The organism is Flavobacterium sp. ZB4P23, assembly GCF_003970375.1.
Taxonomy (GTDB): Bacteria; Bacteroidota; Bacteroidia; order Flavobacteriales; family Flavobacteriaceae; genus Flavobacterium.
On sequence record NZ_RYDK01000001.1, the window covers coordinates 650,733 to 672,179 of the forward strand.

At 33.6% G+C, this 21,447-nt stretch carries 19 protein-coding genes and 2 pseudogenes; 7 read left to right on the forward strand and 14 right to left on the reverse strand.

Annotated elements, in window-relative coordinates; genetic code table 11:
• Window position 1: 1 nt before the first annotated feature.
• The 3 genes from EKL99_RS02730 to EKL99_RS02740 all read right to left on the reverse strand — a co-directional run bounded on the left by EKL99_RS02730 (window position 2) and on the right by EKL99_RS02740 (window position 2,384).
• The gene (locus tag EKL99_RS02730; RefSeq protein WP_126553631.1) at window positions 2-802 is read right to left on the reverse strand and encodes an outer membrane protein assembly factor BamD; all 801 of its coding nucleotides are present in this window, start codon (window positions 800-802) and stop codon (window positions 2-4) included.
• A 175-nt stretch (window positions 803-977) separates the two neighbouring features.
• A complete protein-coding gene (dapA, locus tag EKL99_RS02735) occupies window positions 978-1,859 on the reverse strand; it encodes a 4-hydroxy-tetrahydrodipicolinate synthase (RefSeq protein WP_126462933.1) in 882 nt (293 codons plus the stop codon).
• 6 nt (window positions 1,860-1,865) lie between these two features.
• Window positions 1,866-2,384: a hypothetical protein gene (locus tag EKL99_RS02740; RefSeq protein ID WP_126452446.1), complete on the reverse strand. Its 519-nt coding sequence runs from the start codon at window positions 2,382-2,384 to the stop codon at window positions 1,866-1,868.
• A gap of 47 nt (window positions 2,385-2,431) precedes the next feature.
• Here EKL99_RS02740 and EKL99_RS02745 point away from each other — a divergent pair, with 47 nt between their 5' ends.
• Both EKL99_RS02745 and EKL99_RS02750 read left to right on the forward strand, forming a co-directional pair.
• Window positions 2,432-3,241, forward strand: a complete 810-nt coding sequence (locus tag EKL99_RS02745; RefSeq protein WP_126553629.1) for a 5'-nucleotidase C-terminal domain-containing protein — start codon at window positions 2,432-2,434, stop codon at window positions 3,239-3,241.
• A gap of 139 nt (window positions 3,242-3,380) precedes the next feature.
• Entirely contained in the window at window positions 3,381-4,292 is a 912-nt protein-coding gene (locus EKL99_RS02750) for a bifunctional UDP-sugar hydrolase/5'-nucleotidase (protein ID WP_126553627.1), read from the forward strand.
• Window positions 4,293-4,560: 268 nt separating this feature from the next.
• On the opposite strand, the gene ligA is transcribed toward EKL99_RS02750, so the two are convergent.
• From ligA to rpsF, 6 genes and pseudogenes are all read right to left on the reverse strand, one after another.
• Window positions 4,561-6,579: an NAD-dependent DNA ligase LigA gene (ligA, locus tag EKL99_RS02755; protein WP_126553814.1), complete on the reverse strand. Its 2,019-nt coding sequence runs from the start codon at window positions 6,577-6,579 to the stop codon at window positions 4,561-4,563.
• 73 nt (window positions 6,580-6,652) lie between these two features.
• Window positions 6,653-7,126 (reverse strand): DUF6495 family protein, encoded by a 474-nt coding sequence (locus EKL99_RS02760; RefSeq protein ID WP_126553625.1) that lies wholly within the window; start codon window positions 7,124-7,126, stop codon window positions 6,653-6,655.
• Window positions 7,127-7,236: 110 nt separating this feature from the next.
• Window positions 7,237-10,402, reverse strand: a pseudogene (locus EKL99_RS02765) (carboxypeptidase regulatory-like domain-containing protein).
• A 94-nt stretch (window positions 10,403-10,496) separates the two neighbouring features.
• Window positions 10,497-10,940 (reverse strand): 50S ribosomal protein L9, encoded by a 444-nt coding sequence (gene rplI / locus EKL99_RS02770; protein ID WP_126462941.1) that lies wholly within the window; start codon window positions 10,938-10,940, stop codon window positions 10,497-10,499.
• A gap of 66 nt (window positions 10,941-11,006) precedes the next feature.
• Complete coding sequence (gene rpsR, locus EKL99_RS02775; protein WP_007138295.1) at window positions 11,007-11,303, reverse strand: 30S ribosomal protein S18; 297 nt, start codon at window positions 11,301-11,303, stop codon at window positions 11,007-11,009.
• A gap of 5 nt (window positions 11,304-11,308) precedes the next feature.
• Window positions 11,309-11,650, reverse strand: a complete 342-nt coding sequence (rpsF, locus tag EKL99_RS02780) for a 30S ribosomal protein S6 (protein ID WP_035671622.1) — start codon at window positions 11,648-11,650, stop codon at window positions 11,309-11,311.
• Between the two features lie 166 nt (window positions 11,651-11,816).
• Between rpsF and EKL99_RS02785 the strand changes: the two genes are divergently transcribed.
• A complete protein-coding gene (locus tag EKL99_RS02785; protein ID WP_126576357.1) occupies window positions 11,817-12,512 on the forward strand; it encodes a LytTR family DNA-binding domain-containing protein in 696 nt (231 codons plus the stop codon).
• Between the two features lie 10 nt (window positions 12,513-12,522).
• Here the strand turns inward: EKL99_RS02785 and priA are convergent, their stop codons facing one another.
• The 4 genes from priA to nadC all read right to left on the reverse strand — a co-directional run bounded on the left by priA (window position 12,523) and on the right by nadC (window position 17,373).
• Window positions 12,523-15,003, reverse strand: coding sequence for a primosomal protein N' (gene priA, locus EKL99_RS02790; RefSeq protein WP_126562413.1), 2,481 nt, complete (start codon window positions 15,001-15,003; stop codon window positions 12,523-12,525).
• Between the two features lie 77 nt (window positions 15,004-15,080).
• Window positions 15,081-15,509 (reverse strand): DUF2147 domain-containing protein, encoded by a 429-nt coding sequence (locus EKL99_RS02795; protein ID WP_126576358.1) that lies wholly within the window; start codon window positions 15,507-15,509, stop codon window positions 15,081-15,083.
• 101 nt (window positions 15,510-15,610) lie between these two features.
• A complete protein-coding gene (locus EKL99_RS02800) occupies window positions 15,611-16,519 on the reverse strand; it encodes a YihY/virulence factor BrkB family protein (RefSeq protein ID WP_126462949.1) in 909 nt (302 codons plus the stop codon).
• Window positions 16,516-17,373 (reverse strand): carboxylating nicotinate-nucleotide diphosphorylase, encoded by an 858-nt coding sequence (gene nadC / locus EKL99_RS02805; protein WP_126564221.1) that lies wholly within the window; start codon window positions 17,371-17,373, stop codon window positions 16,516-16,518. Before nadC ends, EKL99_RS02800 begins: the two co-directional genes overlap by 4 nt.
• A 285-nt stretch (window positions 17,374-17,658) precedes the next feature.
• On the opposite strand from nadC, the gene EKL99_RS02810 reads away from it, so the two are divergent.
• The 3 genes and pseudogenes from EKL99_RS02810 to rlmH all read left to right on the forward strand — a co-directional run bounded on the left by EKL99_RS02810 (window position 17,659) and on the right by rlmH (window position 19,309).
• Window positions 17,659-18,093 carry a hypothetical protein gene (locus tag EKL99_RS02810; RefSeq protein ID WP_126553613.1) on the forward strand — a complete coding sequence of 145 codons (435 nt, stop codon included), beginning with the start codon at window positions 17,659-17,661 and terminating at the stop codon, window positions 18,091-18,093.
• A 204-nt stretch (window positions 18,094-18,297) separates the two neighbouring features.
• Window positions 18,298-18,624: pseudogene (locus tag EKL99_RS02815) on the forward strand (CIA30 family protein).
• A gap of 211 nt (window positions 18,625-18,835) precedes the next feature.
• Window positions 18,836-19,309 carry a 23S rRNA (pseudouridine(1915)-N(3))-methyltransferase RlmH gene (gene rlmH / locus EKL99_RS02820; RefSeq protein WP_126462955.1) on the forward strand — a complete coding sequence of 158 codons (474 nt, stop codon included), beginning with the start codon at window positions 18,836-18,838 and terminating at the stop codon, window positions 19,307-19,309.
• Window positions 19,310-19,962: 653 nt separating this feature from the next.
• Here rlmH and folP read toward each other — a convergent pair.
• Window positions 19,963-20,787, reverse strand: a complete 825-nt coding sequence (folP, locus tag EKL99_RS02830) for a dihydropteroate synthase (protein ID WP_126462957.1) — start codon at window positions 20,785-20,787, stop codon at window positions 19,963-19,965.
• 109 nt (window positions 20,788-20,896) lie between these two features.
• On the opposite strand from folP, the gene EKL99_RS02835 reads away from it, so the two are divergent.
• Window positions 20,897-21,442: a DUF1599 domain-containing protein gene (locus EKL99_RS02835; protein WP_126553609.1), complete on the forward strand. Its 546-nt coding sequence runs from the start codon at window positions 20,897-20,899 to the stop codon at window positions 21,440-21,442.
• Window positions 21,443-21,447: the final 5 nt, after the last annotated feature.

Genomic DNA, 21,447 nt, shown 5'->3' on the forward strand with positions numbered 1-21,447 from the left:
TTTATTTAGTAAATTTTTGTAAATCTTTTTCTATTTGAGCTAACATTTGGTTCGCTACTTTTATATATTTCGTTTCAGCATTAAATTTTATCAAATTTGCTTGCGCTGTTTTTGCAACATTCAAACGTTCTTCCATTTTTGCAGGAACACTATTTATTGCCAGTTGGTAAGCTGAATCTAATTTAAAAAACAATGCGTCCTCTTTTAGTGGTGTTCCTGGATAATCTGCAACAAAATTATCTAAAGCAATTATCGCTGATTTAAAATCAGAAATCGTATGGTATCCTTTAGCATTTTCAAAGACTTTTTTTTGTATTTTCTCGCTAAGCATTTTAACGGAAGCATTGGCATCAGCCAGATATTCTGAGTTTGGATAACTATCAATAAACAGTTGTAATTTATCCAATGCTTTGTTCGTGTCCGTTTGATCTAGACTATAAGAAGGAGAAAGCATCGAGTAACTTTTTGCCCCTAAATAAGCTGCTTCTTGTATTTTTTCACTTTTAGGATATCCTGAAACAAAGCTTTCAAATTGATATCCTGCTAAATAATATTGCTTTGTCTTGTAATAGGATTGCGCAAACATATAAAACAATTTTTCTGCTTGAGGCTTTCCTCTGTATGCTGGGCCAATCTGCTCAAAAATACGAATTGCTTTAGAAAATTTTCCTGTATCGTATAATTTAGTCGCCATTTCAAACTTGACAGCAACATCTTCGGTTTTTAGTGCTCTTTGGTATTCGTTACAAGAACTAAAAAAAACTACAAGAAGCAATAGAGATATTATTTTTTTACTCAACATTTAATATTGTTTTTTAGATTTCGTGAATCTTTGATTTCATTTTTTTACTTTTTTCATGATTCCTTTGGCTGAAACAACCTAGCAAATCATACCGAAGTTTCGGTGGCAAATTTAGTTATTAATTTAGCGACTTCAAAATATATTTTTTGTTTAAAAAAATGCTACTTTTTCATCCTTATTTATTCATTTTTTTTACAAACTGATCAATTCTATTTGCTAGTGAATCATCTACTTTTACCAGTGGCAAACGCACTGTATTTTCAGAAATCCCTAGTGACAGAAAGACTTGTTTAATTCCTGCTGGATTTCCCTGCTCAAAAATCATGTCAATACAATCTGATAAAAGATACTGTGTTTTGAACGCTTCATCTGTCTTTCTGTTTAAGCCCAATCGAATCATTTCAGAAAATTCTTTAGGGAAACCTTGACCAATAACTGATATCACACCTGCTCCACCTGCTAAAACCATTGGTAAAGCTATCATATCATCACCAGAAATTACAAGAAAATCTTTTGGTTTGTTTTTCAATAATTGCATTGCCTGAACAAGATCTCCTGCTGCTTCCTTTATGGCTACGATATTTTCGAAATCATTTGCCAAACGCAAAACAGTCGAAGGCAACATATTACTTGCCGTTCTTCCCGGAACATTATATAAAATCACTGGAATGGGAGAGGCTTCAGCAACAGCCTTGAAATGCTGGTAAATCCCTTCCTGAGTAGGTTTGTTATAGTACGGAGAAACGGAAAGTATTGCCGTAAACGCAGTTAAATCTCTTGTTTTTAACTCTTCAACAACTTTTAAGGTATTATTACCTCCTACTCCAAGCACTAAGGGCAAAGTGCCATTATTAGCTTCGATTACAGTACGGATGACCAATTCTTTTTCCTCTGGAGACAAAGTTGCATTTTCTGCAGTGGTACCCAATACTACCAAATATTCAATTCCTCCATCGATAGAAAAATGTACAATTCTTTTTAAAGCTTCGGTATCTATTGAAAAATCTTGTTTAAAAGGAGTTACAAGAGCAACACCTGTTCCTATTAATAATTGCATATTATTTTATATTTTGTTTAATAATTTTAAATATTTGAATAACTCACTTGAAAAAATACGGTAACTATTAACCTCTGTTTTAATCATGAAATGATTTAATCTTTGGTCTATGGATGAAAAACCAACCTTGAATTGTGCTTTTGAATTATGGGTAACTTGCAATAAAATTGCTTTTTCTATATCGTAATAGCTTATTAATAAATCGAATTTTTCATTGCTAAAAGCATTAACCTCCGTGGATGCAATTTGTCCTTTCCAATTGAGATCTCGAGCACTAAATATAGGATATTTTTTTTCGCTAATTTGTTTTAATTTATCGTTATAAACAATAATTTTGATGTTTTCAGGCAAAATTCCATAGGATAAAATTTCCTTTACCAGCAATTCAGTCTCAGCAAAACCAGTAGTATCAACGACTAAACCAATTGTTTGCACACCAGCCACAGATCCATTACTTTTTAAATTCTGAAAGCTGTTTTTTAATGTTTTTTTTACAAAAAAATTCTTTATATAATTTAAAAACATAGTACTTTTACTTGATTACAAAATTAATTAATTAAGTTGCATTTAAAATGGTAAATCTAAAAAAGTATAACGACGTTTCTAAACTTTTTGTTATATTCTTAACATTTTTATTTGTTGCTTCGTGCAGCAAACAAAATTACTATGTTACTAAAATTGAAGGAAAACGAATTCCTGTCACTGAAAAAGAAAATCAAGTCTCTACTACAGACCCCATAGGAAAACAAGCCCTGCAAATTGAAAATTTCATCAAACCGTATCGGGAACACATCAATAAAGATTTAGATAGTGTCCTTGCGTATTGTCCGGAAACATTAGACAAGAGTTCTGGAAAATGGCAAACTACAATTGGTAATCTGATGGCCGATGTCACGTTAAAACGAGGTAATGTTGTGTTTCAAGCTAGAGAAAAAAAGAATATCGACATTTGTTTGCTGAATAGCGGAGGGATTCGCTCTATACTTCCAAAAGGGAATGTCACCGCCCGAACGGCTTTTGAAATTATGCCTTTTGAAAACAGTCTGGTCGTTATTGCGCTAAAAGGAGAACAAATCCTTGAAATCGTTTCCTATCTTATTGCTGAAAAAAAACCGCATCCATTAGCTGGATTAACCTTTACTATTGACAAAAACAATCTTCCAAAAAATATATTGGTTCAAGGAAACCCTGTTCAGCAAGAAACTATTTATTATGTAGGAACCAATGATTATTTATCAAATGGTGGTGACAATATGAATTTCTTTAAAAAAGGAGTTCAAAAATTTGATTTAGAGTACAAACTACGAAATATACTGATTGATTATTTTAAAGAAGTGGATACTATTCCTGTGATAAATGATGTTCGGATTACGGTTGAATAAAAAAGGGTAATAAACAATCCAAAGTAATTTTGAAAACATAAAGCATAGCCCCGATTAAAGTGAAAATCCTTTTTTATCGTTTTTTAACGATAAAAAAGATTGCAACGAAAAGCGGGAAATAGCTCCAAAAAAATATAAAATGAAAAGAAGAGAATTTATTGAGAAAACAGCTGCTGGATCAGCTTTATTAGGTTTAGGTGTATCCTTGAGCAGTTTTGAGTGGTCTAAAACCAAACAACTAACAATTTTACACACCAATGATGTACACAGTTATATTGATCCTTTCCCAGCAGATCATCCCAGAAATGCTAATATGGGTGGTGTGGCCCGAAGAGCCGCTTTGATTGAAACGATTCGGAAAGAAAATCCAAATGTATTATTGCTGGATGCAGGCGATATTTTTCAGGGAACCCCTTATTTTAATTATTACGGAGGTGAATTAGAATTCAAATTGATGAGCATGATGGAATACGACGCTTCTGCAATAGGGAATCATGATTTTGACAATGGTGTAGAAGGTTTGCATGCGCAAATGCCACACGCTAAATTTGAGTTCCTATCTGCCAATTATGATTTTAAAAACACAGTGATGGATGGTTTTGTAAAACCCTATAAAATATTCAACAAAAACGGAATAAAAGTAGGTGTTTTTGGACTCGGGATAGAGCTTGCTGGCTTAGTAGACAAGGCAATGTATAAGGAAACGGTGTACAATGATCCGATTGAAACGGCTCAAGATATGGTTCGGATTTTAAAGAAAGAACAGCAATGTGATATCATAATTTGTTTGTCTCATTTAGGGTATAAATACAGAGACGAACCTGGCAAAATATCTGATTTAAAATTGGCCGAGCTGACTCAGGATATAGATTTGATTATTGGTGGACATACCCATACTTTTCTGGACAAACCAACGGTTATAAAAAATCTTGTAGGCAAAGACGTTTTAGTAAACCAGGTAGGTTGCTACGGTATAAATTTGGGACGAATTGATTTTTATTTGGATAACAATAAAGCAAAAGCTTTTGAAGGAAAATCGATCATAGTGTAACTGTAATCGATTTTTTCGATGAAATTAAACCATTTTATACCAATTATTTTTTTAACAAAACCAACCGTTATTCTGTTCATTGTTTATTTTTAAGTCCGGATTTAAACTTTGGGCATTAATTCCAAATTTATAAAAACAGATTAGCGTGCTATAAATAAGACCAATTGTTTAATAACATAGAACATTACTATGTAAAAACACCTTTACAAGAATTTCAAACAATACATCAAAAAACAGACAATTAATATTCTGGCAAAAAAATATATTTTTAATCAGTCTCTGCAGTAGAACTATGAATTAAATTGATAAAATCATCTTCGGAAATTATTGGGACATTTAGTTTATTGGCTTTATCTAATTTAGCAGGCCCCATATTGTCTCCAGCTACAACATAATCCGTTTTTGCTGAAATAGAATTCCCTATTTTGCCTCCATTATCTTCAATTGCTTTTTTCAAATCGTCTCTGGAAAATTTCTCAAAAACTCCTGAAACTACAAAAGTCTTTCCTGAAAGTTTATCCGTGGCATTTGGATTTATTTTTTCAAAAATTTCAAATTGTACGCCATGTTTTTTTAATCTCTCAATGATACTTCTATTTTCTTGATTTTCGAAAAAATCAATTACGCTTTGTGCAATTCGGTCTCCAATTTCATCCACTAAAATCAAATCCATCAAAGTCGCCTGACCCAAGGTATCAATGTTTTTATAATGTTTAGCCAATTTCTTCGCTACTGTTTCTCCTACAAAGCGAATTCCAAGTGCGAACAAAACGCGTTCGAAAGGAATATTTTTCGAATTAGCAACACCATTCACTAAATTTTCAGCCGATTTTTGTGCCATTCGCTCCAATGGTAAAATCTGATCTACCGTCAATTCATACAAATCGGCATAATTATGCACTAATCCATTATTAAAAAGTAAAGCTATCGTTTCTCCGCCAAGACCTTCAATATCCATGGCTTTTCTAGAAATAAAATGCTGAATTCTTCCAATGATCTGCGGTGGGCAACCATAAAAATTTGGACAATAATGATTGGCTTCACCTTCACTTCTCACTAATTTTGTATTGCATTCCGGGCAATGCGTGATGTATTTTGTAGGCTCCGAGACATCGGATCGTTTTGTTAAATCGACTGCTATAATTTTGGGAATAATCTCTCCTCCTTTTTCTACAAAAACAGTATCTCCTTCACGAATATCTAGCTTTTCTATTTGATCTGCATTGTGTAAAGAAGCCCTTTTTACAATGGTTCCAGCTAATTGAACGGGTTCAAGGTTAGCCACGGGAGTTATAGAACCAGTGCGTCCTACCTGATACGAAATAGAATTTAATTTTGTTGAAACTTGTTCTGATTTGAATTTATAAGCGATGGCCCAACGAGGCGATTTAGCAGTAAAACCCAGTTCCTCTTGATAATGAAAAGAATTTATTTTAACTACTACGCCATCCGTTTCATAAGGAAGAGTATGTCTATGAGTGTCCCAATGATTAATGAATTCAAAAACTTCTTCTAGATTATGAGCTAATTTTGCTTCTTTGGGTGCTTTAAAACCCCAATTTCTTGCCGTTTCTAATCCTTCAAATTGCGATTTAAAAGGCAAATTATTGCCAATTAAAAAATACAACAAACAATCCAAAGGTCGTTTTGCCACTTCAGCACTATCTTGCAATTTTAGACTTCCTGAAGCCGTATTTCGAGGATTTGAATAGGGAGTTTCTCCAATTTCTATTAGTTCCTGATTCATTTTTTCGAAACCGGCAAAGGGCAAAATGATTTCACCGCGAATATCAAATGTCGCAGGGAAATTTCCTTTCAACTTAAGCGGAATTGATTTTATGGTTTTAATATTATTAGTCACATCGTCCCCTTGAAAACCATCGCCACGCGTAACAGCACGTTTTAATTTTCCGTTTTCATACGTAATACTGATAGAAGCTCCATCGTATTTTAGTTCACAAGTATATTCTAATGGAACATCTCCTAAAACCTTCTGAACACGTTTTTCCCAATCGATTAATTCTTCTTTGGAATAGGAATTATCCAAAGAATACATTCTATATTCATGCGGAACGGTTTGGAAGTTTTTTGTTATTGTTCCCCCAACTCGTTGCGAAGGTGAATTCTCATCAAAATATTCCGGATACTGGCCTTCAAGTTCTTGTAGTTTTTTTAATTTCAAATCAAAGTCATAATCAGAAATTATTGCATTATCTAACACATAATAATTATAGTTGTGCTGATTTAATTCCTCCCTTAATTTTTGAATTGTATTCTGAATATCCATAGAAAATAAATTGGCCATTTTAGTTTTGAAAAAGTGTACTAAAATAACCAATTAAAAATAAATAGCAATACAATTACGATGCTATAATAGTATTTATTTGTTGGTACAATAGACCATCACTCAAAAACGAACCTTGCTGTATTAATTCAAAAATTGAAGAATTTCGTTCTTCTGTAAACTCTTTTTTACCCACTTTCATTTCAATAGTATCCGTAAACATATTATCGCTAAGCCATTGCAATCCTTGTTTGGTCAAGAAATCAGTTTCTGGAACTAAAGATTTCAAGACAATTGATTGCACATGAGTATCAAAACAATGAAAAAGGAAAATATGATTTTTAGAAAAATGTTCTAAGTAGGTTGCTTTTGAAAGTACTCCTTCCCAAACCAAATCAGAAAACACATCTAATTCTTGTTCGGCAACTTCCGGTTTTTCTGCTTTTATTTTATCCCACTCGGCTTTATCGATAGTCTGCGTTGCTAAAAAAGTACTGAATTCCTGATTCAATTTCTCAAATTGTTCTTTTGTTAATCTTGAGTATTTCATTATTGCGTTTTAATATTTAACTTTTGTTTTTTAGCTGTTTTTTGAATTTATAAAACAAAAAAAGCCCTCTCAAACGAGAGGGCAAATTTAATCTATATTTTTATCTTTTTTTAGAAAATATATCTAATTCCAAACTGTGCCTGCCATCTTGATAATAAACTTGCATCATAGTTGAAGGTTTTGGTTTGAGTACCGTTAAAAGTATAGGTTGGTATTTTTGTAGTTTTATCAACAGATACTCCAATTGGCTGTACACTTGTTGGTACTTGAACCAATCCCCAATCCGAATTAATCAAATTACCCAAGTTCAGTACATCAATACTAAATTGAATGGTATTCGTTTTATTAGAAGCTGAAGAAATTTTAAAATTATAATCTTGCATTATTTTAAAATCCCATTTTCCTCTCCATGGAGACAGCGCACCATAACGCGCTGCGTACTGACCTCTTCTATCACTCAAATAGTTATCCTGCTTGATAAAGGCATCAAATGCGGCACCTTGACTAACTCCTCCTGTAAATAGCATAGTACTTATTTCGGCTGAAGTTGGTATATAAATTAAATCATTTCCAGTTGCCCCATCATTGTTAATATCTCCACCATACGTATAATTAAAACGGCCTCCTTGTGCGTATTCAAAGAAAGTCGATACAGTAGTGGCCCATTTGTCATTAGTACCGTACTTCCATTTTTTTGAAGCTACGCCTATAAAACGGTGCGTATCGCCATACTTAGAATCAGATAAAACCGCATCATTCACATTCCCCAAAGCCGGATTAAAAGCAAAAGCATCACCCGTAATTTCTGCTTCAATAGAATTAACATCCTGTGACTTCAAATAGTTGTAAGCTAAACTTGCGAACAATCCATTGTCAAAAGTCTTTTGTACTTTGACAGAAGAGTTGAATGCACTTCCTTTATTGGTATTCGTCAATACATATCCATTAGTTCTCGCCGGAAAACCATAATCTGTCCAAGTACCATAATCCGCACTACCGTATATTGCTCTATTATCAACACCTGTCAATTGACTTGTTGGTCTTTTTAATCCCCAATTTTGTATATGAACCCCATTTAAATCTTTATTATAAGACATGTCTATGGTTACAATATAATCATTTTCGAATTTGTGATCAAATCCTAAACTCGTTCTCCAAACCTGTGGAAATTTAAAATCTTCGTCTACTACTTGATAGAAAAATGGGTCTATACCACCTACTTGATTTCCAATCCATACAAAAGGAAGCTTACCGGTAAAGATTCCAGTACCACCGCGTAACTGTTGTTTTTTATCTCCATTAATATCCCAATTGAAGCCAACTCTTGGCGACCAAAGTAAATTATTATTAGGTAATTTAGTTGAATCAAAATTCTTTACACTTCCATCAGCTGGGTTGTAATAATCAATATTTGGCAAATATCCTTCTGAATTATCTGTGTCAATAAATTTTTGAGCTAATTCAGATGTATTGAAATACAATGGTTTATCAGCTCTTAATCCATAGATTAATTTGAAATTATCACTGATATTCCATTCATCCTGAACGTAAAAAGCTAATTGTCCTACTGTCGTTTCAGCTAAATTCCAACCCCCATCAACACCGTCTTTCAATGCATTTTTTGTATCAAAAGTTGTTTGTGCGTTTTTTATTGCAGTGCTGTAATAACCATTTGCAATATTCGCATCAAAACCTGCCATATTTGTACTTCCAAAAACATCAAAACCATACCCTTTTAGGTTAAATGAATTTTTGAAAATGAACTTTTCGAATGAGAAGCCTACTGTATAGGTATGATTTCCTCTGACAATATTTAAATTATCAGTAATTTGAATTACTTTTTGATCTAATTTATTATTGATAGAGAAAGGCTCATGACCTGCTATAATGTAAGGCGAACCATCTTTAGTAATTGTAATTACAGGCGCAGGAGTAGAAAAAGGATTTCTAAAATCATTAAAATGAGTATAACCTGCTTGTAATTTATTAGAAACCGTCTCACTAAATTTAGAATTTAATTCTACTAAAAAAGAGCTAATTTGGTTGTTAATTTGGTACCCTGAATTTTCAAATTGTAACGTATTTACATCAATTCCTCTACGAATAATAGCGGTAGGATGTGCAGGCTTATCTTTTGAAGCATCTAAAAAATTATAAATAACAGCTAGTTTATGGTTGTCATTAATATTCCAATCCAACTTTACAATTCCTTTACTTGAATTAGAATTATGTGTAAATCCTTGATAAGCTCCCGTATTATAACCTAGCTTTCCTAACTCAGTAGATACATGCATTAAATCAGTTTCTAATACTCTGGATTCATTCACTCCAGTAGTTCCATTTCCATCATTAGCAACAAAATTTGATCCTGAATCGCTTCTTTTATCAATTTCAAAATTGGTAAAGAAAAACAATTTGTTTTTAACAATTGGACCACCAAGACTAAAACCGGTTTGTGTTTGCTCTAATGAGGGCACAAATATTTTTTCTCCTTTAATTTTATTACCTGTCATATCCTGATTTCTATAAAAACTATAGGCAGTACCATGGAATTCATTTGACCCTGATTTAGTGACTGCATTTACAGAAGCTCCAGTAAAACCAGATAATGTAACATCATAAGGAGCAGTGGCAACTTGAATTTGTTCGATTGCATCCAATGAAATAGGCTGAGAGCCAGTTTGTCCACCCGGAGTTGCTGCATCTAATCCAAAAGGATTATTAAAAACGGCACCATTAAGCGAGTAACTATTGTATTGATCGTTTCTACCTCCAAAAGAGCCTCCACTTGCTGTTGGTTCTAAACGGGTAAAATCATCAGCTGATCTAGAAATTGAAGGCAGCGCTGATAATTCTCTTCTACCGATAGTGGTTTCTGCACCAGTTCTTCCACTTTGAAAAACTCTATTTTTAGAACCAACTACTTTTACTTCCGCTAATTTCTGACTTTCATCTTTCAAGACAACATCTAAACTGAATACTTTACCTAAATCAAGGTAAACATCATTATATTCTTCACTTCTATATCCTACATAGGATACGACAATTTTGTAAGGACCACCAATTCTCATATTCAACATACTGATTCTTCCATCCGCATTAGATAACGCAGAATACTTAGAACCTGTTGGAATATGTATTTGCCTGAACCGTCGCTCCAGGAAGCGTCTCATTGCCTGAACCTCGCACAATCCCTTTGATGCTAGAAGTTGTAGTTTGCCCAATGACAGCACTGAAACTACATAAAATTAATAATAAAGTAATGATTTTTTTCATTTGTGTAAATGTGTTATTTTGGGTGCAAAAATAAACAAAAAAAAATCACTCCTAAGAGTGATTTTAATAATTCATTAACAATATGTTAACAAATTTATGCTTTTTCAGCAACAATTTCATAATCCAATTCAACTATTACATCTCTGTGCAAACGAACGTTGGCAGTATATTTACCAGTACGTTTAACAATTCCGCTTGTGATGAATTTTCTATCAATTTGTTGTCCACCTTTAGCTAAAGCTTCAGCGATATCAATATTCGTGATTGAACCGAATAATTTTTCACCACCTGCTTTTGCAAAGATTTTAATTTCGATAGCTTTCAATGCTTCAGCCAATGTTTTTGCATCATTAACTACTTTAGCTTCTTTATGAGCTCTTTGTTTTAGGTTTTCAGCTAATACTTTCTTTGCAGAAGATGTTGCTAAATGAGCGTGTCCTTGTGGAATTAGAAAATTACGTCCGTATCCGTTTTTTACAGAAACGATATCATCTTTAAATCCTAAATTTTGAACGTCTTGTCTTAAAATAAGTTCCATGTTGTTGTCCTTTTATATAGAAGTTAGGTTTCGTATTTCAGAAAACCAACAACTGTTAATTTTTTATTATTTTAGTAAATCAGCCACATATGGCATTAATGCTAAGTGACGTGCTCTTTTTACAGCAACAGACACTTTTCTTTGGTACTTCAATGAAGTTCCTGTTAAACGACGAGGAAGTATTTTTCCTTGCTCATTAACAAATTTCAATAAGAAATCAGCATCTTTATAATCAATATATTTGATCCCTGATTTTTTGAAACGACAATACTTTTTAGTTTTGTTTGTTTCTATATTTAAAGGCGTAAGATATCTGATATCTCCGTCTTTTTTTCCTGAAGCCGATTGTTGTAGTGTAGCCATGATAATTAAGCTTTTGTAGATTTTAATTTAGTTCTTCTTCTTTCAGCCCAAGAAATAGCGTGTTTGTCAAGACTTACAGTCAAGAAACGCATTACTCTTTCATCACGTCTAAATTCAGTTTCAAAAGCAATAAGGACTTCTCCTGCTACTTTGAATTCGAATAAATGGTAAAAACCACTTTTTTTGTTTTGAATTTCGTACGCCATTTTTTTAAGGCCCCAGTCTTCTTTCGACACCATTTCTGCTCCTCTACTAGTAAGAAAATCTTCAAATTTGCTTACTGTTTCCTTTACCTGAACTTCAGATAAAACGGGATTTAAAATGAAAACAGTTTCATAATGATTCATAAATATATATTTATTTGTTATTTGGGTGCAAAAGTAATCAATATTTCTTATCTCACAAACCTTATTTCGTTTTTTTGCTTTAAATTTAAAAAAATCGATGATATTATTTTTATTTCTAAATAAAAAAGTAGTAAATTTACTTAACCATATCTAATACTGAAATTTTATGAAACTAAACTGTGTTGTAGTTGATGATAGTTCTATCCAGAGGATGATTATTGCAAAGTTAGTTAATAATAATCAAAATTTACACCTAATAGGGGATTTTTCTAACGCTATAGAAGCAAAAAGTTGCATGGCTATTCACAATGTAGACTTAATATTTCTAGACATAGAAATGCCTGTCATCAGTGGTTTTGATTTTCTAGATGGCTTAAAAGTAAAACCCCAAATTATTTTCATTACTTCCAAGGCAGAATACGCCATGAAAGCGTTTGATTATGACGCAACAGACTACCTTCAAAAACCAATCGCAATTGATCGATTTAACGCCTCTGTAAAAAGAGCTATTGATTTTCATTTACTTAAAAAAGAAAATAAAGAAAATGAAGGCGAGCATATTTTCATTAAAAGTAATTTGAAAAAATTGAAAATTTTCACTTCTAAAATAAAATGGATTGAAGCCTTTGGAGATTATGTCAGAGTCGTTACTGAAGAGGACACTAATCTGGTACTCTCTACAATGAAATCTTTTGAAAATGATCTGTCAAAAGATAAATTTATCAGAGTTCATAAGTCCTATATTATTAATATCGATAAAGTAGAGCGCTTCAATAGCAAATATGCCGAAATTGGGATGACAAAAATTCCTTTAAGCCGACACAAAAAAGAAGATTTAGTACGAGCCCTTTCCTTTTCTTAATTTCCATTTATCAATAAAAATCTACATTTGAAGTTACTTTTATAGCTCTGAACTGAGCAACAGCCTCAAAACTATTTAGCATTTTCTGAATCGTTTTTTTTGTGTTCCCAATAGACACATTTTGAGGTATTTTGATAATAATCATACGAATGTATTCGTTTCTAATCCTGCTGATAGCTGGTTCTTCCGGACCCAATACTGGCATATTTAAGTTTTGACTTATCACTTGATACAGCCACATAGCACCTTCCTTTAACTTATCAAAATCACGTTGTTTTAGCGTTAGTTTTATAAGCCTGAAATACGGTGGATATTTATAAATTTGTCGGTCATACAATTGTTCGTTATACATTCCAAAATAATCGTTCTTAGTAACTTGCTGTATTGTATTGTGATTGGGATTGTAGGTTTGTATGATCACTTTCCCTTGTTTTTGAGAACGTCCTGCTCTACCGGCAACTTGAGTCATCATCTGAAAACTTCTCTCAAAAGCTCTAAAATCAGGATGATATAACATATTATCCGCATTCATTATTCCTACTAAACTCACGTTGTCAAAATCCAACCCTTTGGCCAGCATTTGGGTTCCTACTAATATGTCCATTTCTCTGTTCTTAAAACTATCAATGATTTTTTCGAAACCAAATTTTCCTCGGGTCGTATCCTGATCCATTCTCCCTATTTTTGAATTTGGAAAAATAGACAGTAATTCTTGTTCAATTTGTTCGGTTCCAAAGCCTTTTGTAGTCAAATCAACACTAGAACATTCGTGACAATGTGTAGGTTTAGCCATGGTGTATCCACAATAATGACAACGCAACTGGTTTTTATGCTTGTGATAGGTCAAACTTACGTCGCACTGTTGGCATTGAGGTACATGACCGCAAGTGATACATTCAATTACAGGAGAATATCCTCTGCGGTTTTGAAACAAAATCACTTGCTCTCCTAAAGACAACGCGTTTGTAATTTCTTCAATTAAAACGTCACTAAAATGTCCTGTCATTTTTTTTCGAAAGTATTTGTCTTTCAAATCCACCAATTCAATATTGGGCATCCTGACATTCCCGAAACGTTCCGAAATTTCGACCAGACCAAATTTATCTGATTTGGCATTAAAATACGTTTCTATACTTGGCGTAGCCGAACCCAAAAGCACTTTTGCCTTGTGCGAATGTGCTAAAACTATAGCCGCATCCCGGGCGTGATACCGCGGAGCCGGATCTGCCTGCTTGAAGGTTTGCTCGTGTTCTTCATCTACAATTATGAACCCTAAATTATGAAAAGGCAAAAACAAAGCGGACCTCGCTCCAATTACCACTTGCGCTTTCTCAGAATTTTGCAAAACTTGATTCCACACCTCAATCCGTTCATTATTGTTATATTTCGAATGAAAAACCGCTACTTTATTTCCAAAATAACTTCTTAATCGACCTACTAATTGAGTCGTCAAGGCAATTTCAGGCAGTAAATACAGGATTTGTTTTCCCGTTGCCAAATATTCTTCGATGAGTTTGATGTAAATTTCCGTTTTTCCACTGGATGTTACTCCGTGTAATAAACAGACTTCTTTTAGAATAAAACGATCTTTAATTTCTTCGAAAGCAGCTTGTTGCGCCTGACTCAACTGTAATTCTTCATCACGAATTTTTCCGTTGAAATGTACTCTGTCTTCCTGCAAAAAATAATCTTCGAATATTTCTTTCTCGATTAAAGCTTTAACAATTGCCGAAGAAGAATTAGCTTGCTCAACTAATTTTTTTACGGTAATGGGTTTAGCTCCGTTCCTTTCGGCCTCGCCTTGGGACTTTTGCGTTGCGCTCAATTGAAAATAGTGCATTACGATTTCCTTTTGTTTGTTGGCATTTTTCAGCGTCTCAAGTAATTCGCTTAAGCCTTGATTGGATTCGTATTTAGGGTGCAGCCGCACGTAGCGAACTAATTTAGGTTTGTAGCTTTCCTGTATTTCTTCCTGAAGCACCAAGATGTTCTTATCAACTAGTTTTTGAATAACAGGAAAGATATTTTTCTTGTTTAAAATAGCAATAATATCTTGAATTTTTAGCGAATTCTGCTGTTGCAAAGCTTCGTAAACTAGGAATTCATCATCCGAAAGAAGATTGGTATCCACAAATAAATTCGTTTTTTGAGAAATCAGGGTTTCGCTTTCCAGCAAAAGAGCACTTGGCATGGCACCACGATACACATCTCCAATGGCACACATATAATAGGAAGCGATCCACTGCCAATGTGCAATCTGGATTTCAGTTACGATGGGCTTTTCATCCAGAATTTGATGGATTTCCTTCGCATCATACAACTCTGGTTTGTTTTGATGAGTTTCAATAACTAAAGCCGTAAAAATTTTACTTTTCCCAAAAGGGACAGCTACCCGCATTCCTTTTTTGATGTATAAAAACTCCGTTTCGGAAACGCTATACGTGAATGTTTTAGCTAAGGAAAGAGGTAAAATTACTTCTGCAAAATACATTTATAATCAATTATGAGTTATCAATTTGAGTGATGTGTTGAATTTTTACTTTGAACCCATAACTCCTAATTTCACACTTATTTTACTCTGTTCCAAGTTTGTGTTCTTCCAAATAAGGCCACACCAATATATCCTCGAACGTTCAGTTTATCAGTACCATTCAAAACCAAAGAACATTTGTAGAGCTTCCCCGTAGTTGGATCCAAAATTTTTCCTGAATTGTATTCTTTACCATCTTTAGTAAGGCCTTTGATAATCACAAGCCCCATAATAGGCTTATTTTTTTCATCACCGGAACATGCTGTACATACACTTTTTTTCTTTTCGGTATCTAATATGTCAACGATTTTTCCGTAAATTTTACCGGAACGTTCGTAGATTTCGACTATTGATTTGGCTTTGCCTGTTTCGTCATCAATGGTTTTCCATTTTCCGATAACGCTATGCGTTTGTCCATAAAAGGCCATCGAAATAAATAATACCAGAATTGTAATTATATTTTTCATCTTTTTCTTTTTAGAGCCCTGATAGCCTTGAAAATCCTGTCATGGCAAGAAACGAATAGCAGGAAATAACCCTTGATTTTGAGACTATTTTGGTTTAAAAATTATATTTTTTTTGCTTTCAGTTTATTTACTGTGGCATTCAATTCAAAACCCAACAGTAATATCATGCAGTTGATCCAAATATAAAACATCAAAACCAATAATGTTCCTATTGAGCCATATAATTCATTGTATTGTGAAAATTTTGTGACCCAAATTCCAAAACCGTATGAATCCAGCAGAATCAATATTGTTGTAAATACAGAGCCAATAGAGATAAAAGCTCTGTTTTTATAATACTTAGTTCCAAACTTAAAAAGTATAGAAGTAGTAGCTAAAATCATCAAAATCACGAATGCATAGCGTCCTAAAATAATTAGTTGCAGCTGATCGCTAAATACTGTTTTCTGTATAAATACCTCAAAAACAACAATTATTGCAACCGTTACAATTAAAAGTAAAGACAGCAATAATGACATTCCTAATGCGACTAAATACTGACGGATAAACCCTCGTTTGATCAGGACGTGTCGGGAAGATTCAAAACCTCCCAGAATTCCATTTAATCCATTTGCCATTAATAAAATGGAGAGCAAAAACCCATAGGAAACTAATCCTGAGTGGCTGTTATTAAGAATATCATTGATGATTTTATAAATAGCATCATAGGTATTGGGCGGAACTCCATCCTTTACAAATTGAAGAAAATCATTCTGAAAACCTTCAATAGGTATGTAAGGAATAAGATTTAAGATGAACAGCGCAAAAGGAAATAAGGCCATGAAAAAACTAAATGCAATTGCACTGGCATGATAGGTTACCGCACTCTCCACAATCCCAAGTCCGTAAAGTTCTAACAAATCGTATAAGGACAAGCCTTCTAGCCAAGGAAGCTTGATCTTTTTTAGCACATGAACCAGATTGCGAATTATCGGGATTTTTTCGAGCTTAACCTCTATCTCTTTACTCATATTGCTTTTAAACTCAAATCCATGTTGTAAACGGAATGCGTCAAGGAACCTGACGAAATATAATCTACTCCACATTCTGCATACTTGCGAATGGTATTTTCATTTATATTTCCCGAAGATTCAGTCCGGCATTTATCCCCAATCAAAGCTACTGCTTTTATCGTATCCTCATAATTAAAATTATCAATCAAAATCCGGGATATTCCTTCACTTTCGAGAATTTCTTTTATTTCAGCTAAACTTCTGGCTTCGACAATGATTTTAAGATCCAGATTATTTTCCTTGAGGTAGGCTTTGGTTTTGGCAATGGCCAAGGTAATTCCGCCTGCAAAATCATTATGATTGTCCTTGAGCATTATCATATCATACAAAGCATACCGGTGGTTTTCACCGCCACCAATTTTGACTGCCCATTTCTCACAGGCCCTGAATCCCGGTGTTGTTTTGCGGGTATCGAGAATTTTTGTATTTAGCCCTGTTACTAAACGAACGTATTCTTTGGTTTTAGTTGCTATAGCTGACATTCTTTGCATTGAATTCAAAACTACACGTTCTGATTTTAAAATAGATTGTGAACTTCCCGAAACATGAAAAACAACATCTCCTTTTTTTACTGAAGTTCCGTCCTTAATAAAAGTCTCTATTTGTAAATTAGGGTCTACATACTCAAAAATCATTTTGGCAAAAGCCACGCCTGCAATAATACCGTCTTCTTTTACCAATAATTTTGCTTTTCCTGTGGCCGATGCCGGAATACAAGCCAAAGAGCTATAATCTCCAGGGCCCACATCCTCCCTAATGGCGTTTTGTATTAGTATTTGTAACTCGTTATTGAATTGTGCTTCGCTAATCATTTTATAGAAAATTTATGGAATGCTAAAGTAGCATATATTTTGTGGATTTGAAAATTTGAGAGTTGGCTTCTTTGGATAAAGAAACAAATGAATCTATTTTATCAAGAAAAAAACTAGACATATTAAAGATCTAATTGTAGAAAACAACACAGTTACCATACGCAATTACAGCTTTACACATTGACTTTAGGCGCTCTAGCTATTTAAACCCATAAATCAATTGTTTATTTAGGGCAGTACTATTTAAAATCCTATATTTGGATTTAGTAACTAAATCACTATTTTATGAAATCTTATTTTAGCCTGCTTTTTGTATCGTCACTACTTTTTATTTCTTGTAAAAAGGAAGTAGACATACAAAATACTACTCCGACAAATATCGTTCCTTTTACTGAAGTTGGCAGACAAATGCAGAACCAATCGCAAACTACCACTCAGCAACAACAAAATACGGATCCTACTGCTGTTGCCACTGGCGCAAATCCAGCTCATGGTCAACCTGGTCACCGATGTGATATAGCCGTTGGTGCTCCTTTGAACTCCCCGGCTGCTACAAATGCTTCTGCTACGCCACAACAAAACGCGCCTGTTCAGGCTAATACAGTCTCAACTGCAACAACGCAAGACCAGGGAACTCCTACGGCTGAAGGAATGAATCCGCCACACGGACAAACCAATCACCGCTGTGATATTGCTGTGGGTGCTCCGTTGCCTAAATAGGAATTTGAATGCTCCTCAAAAATAAAAAATGGGCGCAAATCCCCAAGTGTTTAGGCCCGTTTTAGTTTTTGAATCCTACCGCGTGATAGTAATTTGTTCAGCGAAAAGATGTTACAATACCAACCAACAATGACACCTGTACTAATTTTTGATTTTAATTTAAATAGCGATCTAAGCAATTGGAAAATTGTAAATGATGCTGTGATGGGAGGAATATCCAAAAGTACATCTTATTTAGAACTCAAATGGAAAGGGAACCTTTGAAGGTACTGTTTCATTAGAAAACAATGGCGGATTTTGTGCTGTGAAATATGTTTTTGAACCAATGTATCTAAAACCTGCTAAACATATTGCATCCACATTAAAGGAGACGGCAAACAATACCAATTTAGAGTGAAGATAAATCGTACAGACCCACATTCGTGTGTATTCCCTTTTCAAACTACCACTGATTGGCAAACAATTGAAATTCCATTCACCCAGTTGTATCCAGCTTTCAGAGGACGAAAATTAGATCAGCCTAATCATTGACGGTTCTAAATTAGAGGAAAATGCTTTCCTGATAGGCAATAAGAAAGAAGAGTCATTTCAATTGCTAATTGATCGCATTGAGGTAAAATAAATAGCATCTTAGCTTTCGTAATTTTATAAATTTAAAAATCAGATTATTAATTTCCATTAAAGAGAATGTAATTTAAAACTGCTAATTTTTCTATCTTTGCATCTCTGAAATCTAACAAAAATGAACATCAAATTGATTGCTATCGGTAAAACTGATAACAAAGCGCTACAATCCTTGATCGACGATTACACCAAGCGTTTGTCTTTTTACATTAAATTCGATTTAGATATTATTCCTGATATCAAGAACGTAAAAAACTTATCGGAAAGTCAACAAAAAGAGAAGGAAGGCGAATTAATTTTAGCAAAAATCACACCAACGGACCAACTTATTTTGTTGGATGAAAACGGGAAAAATTTTTCCAGCGTTGGCTTCTCAGAAGAATTACAAAAGAAAATGAATTCCGGAGTAAAGACTTTAGTTTTTGTTATTGGCGGTCCTTATGGGTTTTCGGATACGGTTTATGCTAAAGCACAAGGAAAAATATCGTTGTCTTTAATGACTTTTTCGCATCAGATGGTTCGGTTGTTCTTTATCGAACAATTGTATCGTGGATTCACGATCTTGAAAAACGAACCGTATCATCATCAGTAATTATTTCGTTTGAAGTGTTCTTTTTTTAAAGTTTAGTAAATAAATTCTTGATTACTTTTCATTTGTACTTTTAAACTTTCAATAAAAATTTTGTTTTGTATATAACTTCCAAAGCTTAAATTTTCATCAAACCTAAATAAAAAAGTAGTTGCAACGTCTTTGGGTAAAACAGTATTAATTAAATCTTGAAGCTTTTCTTTTTTGAAAACTTGATTCTCAATTAAAATCTCATTATTCTTATTGAAAATATGATGGTTCCAATTGGTTTTTCCAATTTATAAAACACATTGGTAAAAGGTATAAAAACTAAATTTTTTCCGATTGTATTAGCATAAGAATAATAATTTTCGGTCTTTTCATTCTTGTGTGCTTTTTCTTAGCGCTTCTTTTGTTGCAACCTCATAATATCCGGAATAGCAAGTCGTAACGGTTAACGTTTGTCTACATTGAGAATCCAATTGGTCTAAATAATACTCTTTTTACGGTTTACTTCAGCCAGCGTATCCAAGCCTTTTGTTCTAAAAAAAAATAGATTGGCGAAAGATCCTCTACCACTTTGACAATTGAAATATTTGATTTTGGCAATAAAACCGCTTCTTTATTTCCACAGGAAAAAAGAGTAAAAAGAACAATCAACATAAAATATTTCATCGTTATAAATTGATTTTATTGAATAATGTAACGCATTCCACAGCTTCTTTTACATCGTGAACACGAAGGATTTTTGCGCCTTTGGTCAATGCCAAAGTATTTAAAACTGTAGTTCCATTTAATGCATTTTCGATTGAAGTATCTAGGGTTTTATAAATCATGGATTTTCTGGAAACTCCCACAAGAAGTGGTAATTTCAAGATGTTAAACAAGTCCATTTTTTGAAAAACTTCATAATTTTGTGCTATTGTTTTGGCAAAGCCAAAGCCCGGATCAATAATTAAATCATTGATTCCAAAACTTCTGGCCATAGCTACTTTTTCAGAAAAATAGAACACCATTTCTTTTACAATATCATCGTAATCCGTAAGTGTTTGCATCGTTTGCGGATTGCCTCGCATGTGCATCATAATATACGGAACATTGTATTTTGCAATTATCTCCAGCATTTTGTCGTCCAGATTTCCGGCTGCAATATCATTGATGATAGCCGCACCACTTTCAATCGATGCTTTTGCTACTTCGCTTCTAAAGGTATCAATAGAGATTATTGTATCTGGAAACTGCTTTAGAATCAAATCAATAACAGGAACAATTCTGGAAATTTCATCTTGTTCCGAAACGAATTCTGCATTTGGTTTGCTCGAATAAGTACCTACATCTATAAAAGTTGCGCCATCAAGCAGCATTTTTTCAGTATGAGAAAGGATTTCGGTTTCATTCTTATACTTTCCTCCATCAAAAAAAGAGTTGGGTGTCACATTCAAAATTCCCATTACTTTGGGAGTTGATAGATCAATGAGTATTCCTTTACAATTAATTGTCATTCTTTTTTAGTTTTAAAACTACTACTTTCAACATTATTTACCCTTCATTCTACATTCAAAAAAATTATTCTTATTTTTGAAAAAATTTGAATACAAATATACACCAATAATGAAGAATACTTCAAAGGAATATGATGCTGTGATTGCGACTTGTCGGGCACTGTATATCAACAAAATGAAAGATTACGGATGTGCTTGGCGCATTTTGAGACTGCCTTCATTAACGGATCAAATCTATATTAAGGCCCAAAGAATCCGAAGTTTACAAGAAAATGAAATCCGCAAAATTGATGAAGATGAAACGGGTGAATTCATTGGGATCATAAATTATGCTCTCATGGCGTTGATTCAATTGGAATTAGGCGTTGCAGATCAGCCTGATTTAAGTGTGGAAAAGGCAACCAAATTATACGATGCCAAAATCAAACTAACCAAGGAATTAATGGAAGACAAAAATCATGATTACGGGGAAGCTTGGCGCGAAATGCGTGTGAGTTCACTAACAGATTTAATTTTGCAAAAATTACTTCGTGTCAAACAAATTGAAGACAACAAAGGAAAAACATTAGTTTCTGAAGGAATCGATGCTAATTATCAGGACATGATAAATTATTCGGTTTTTGCCTTGATTCTAATGGGTTTTGGAAATAAATAATAAAA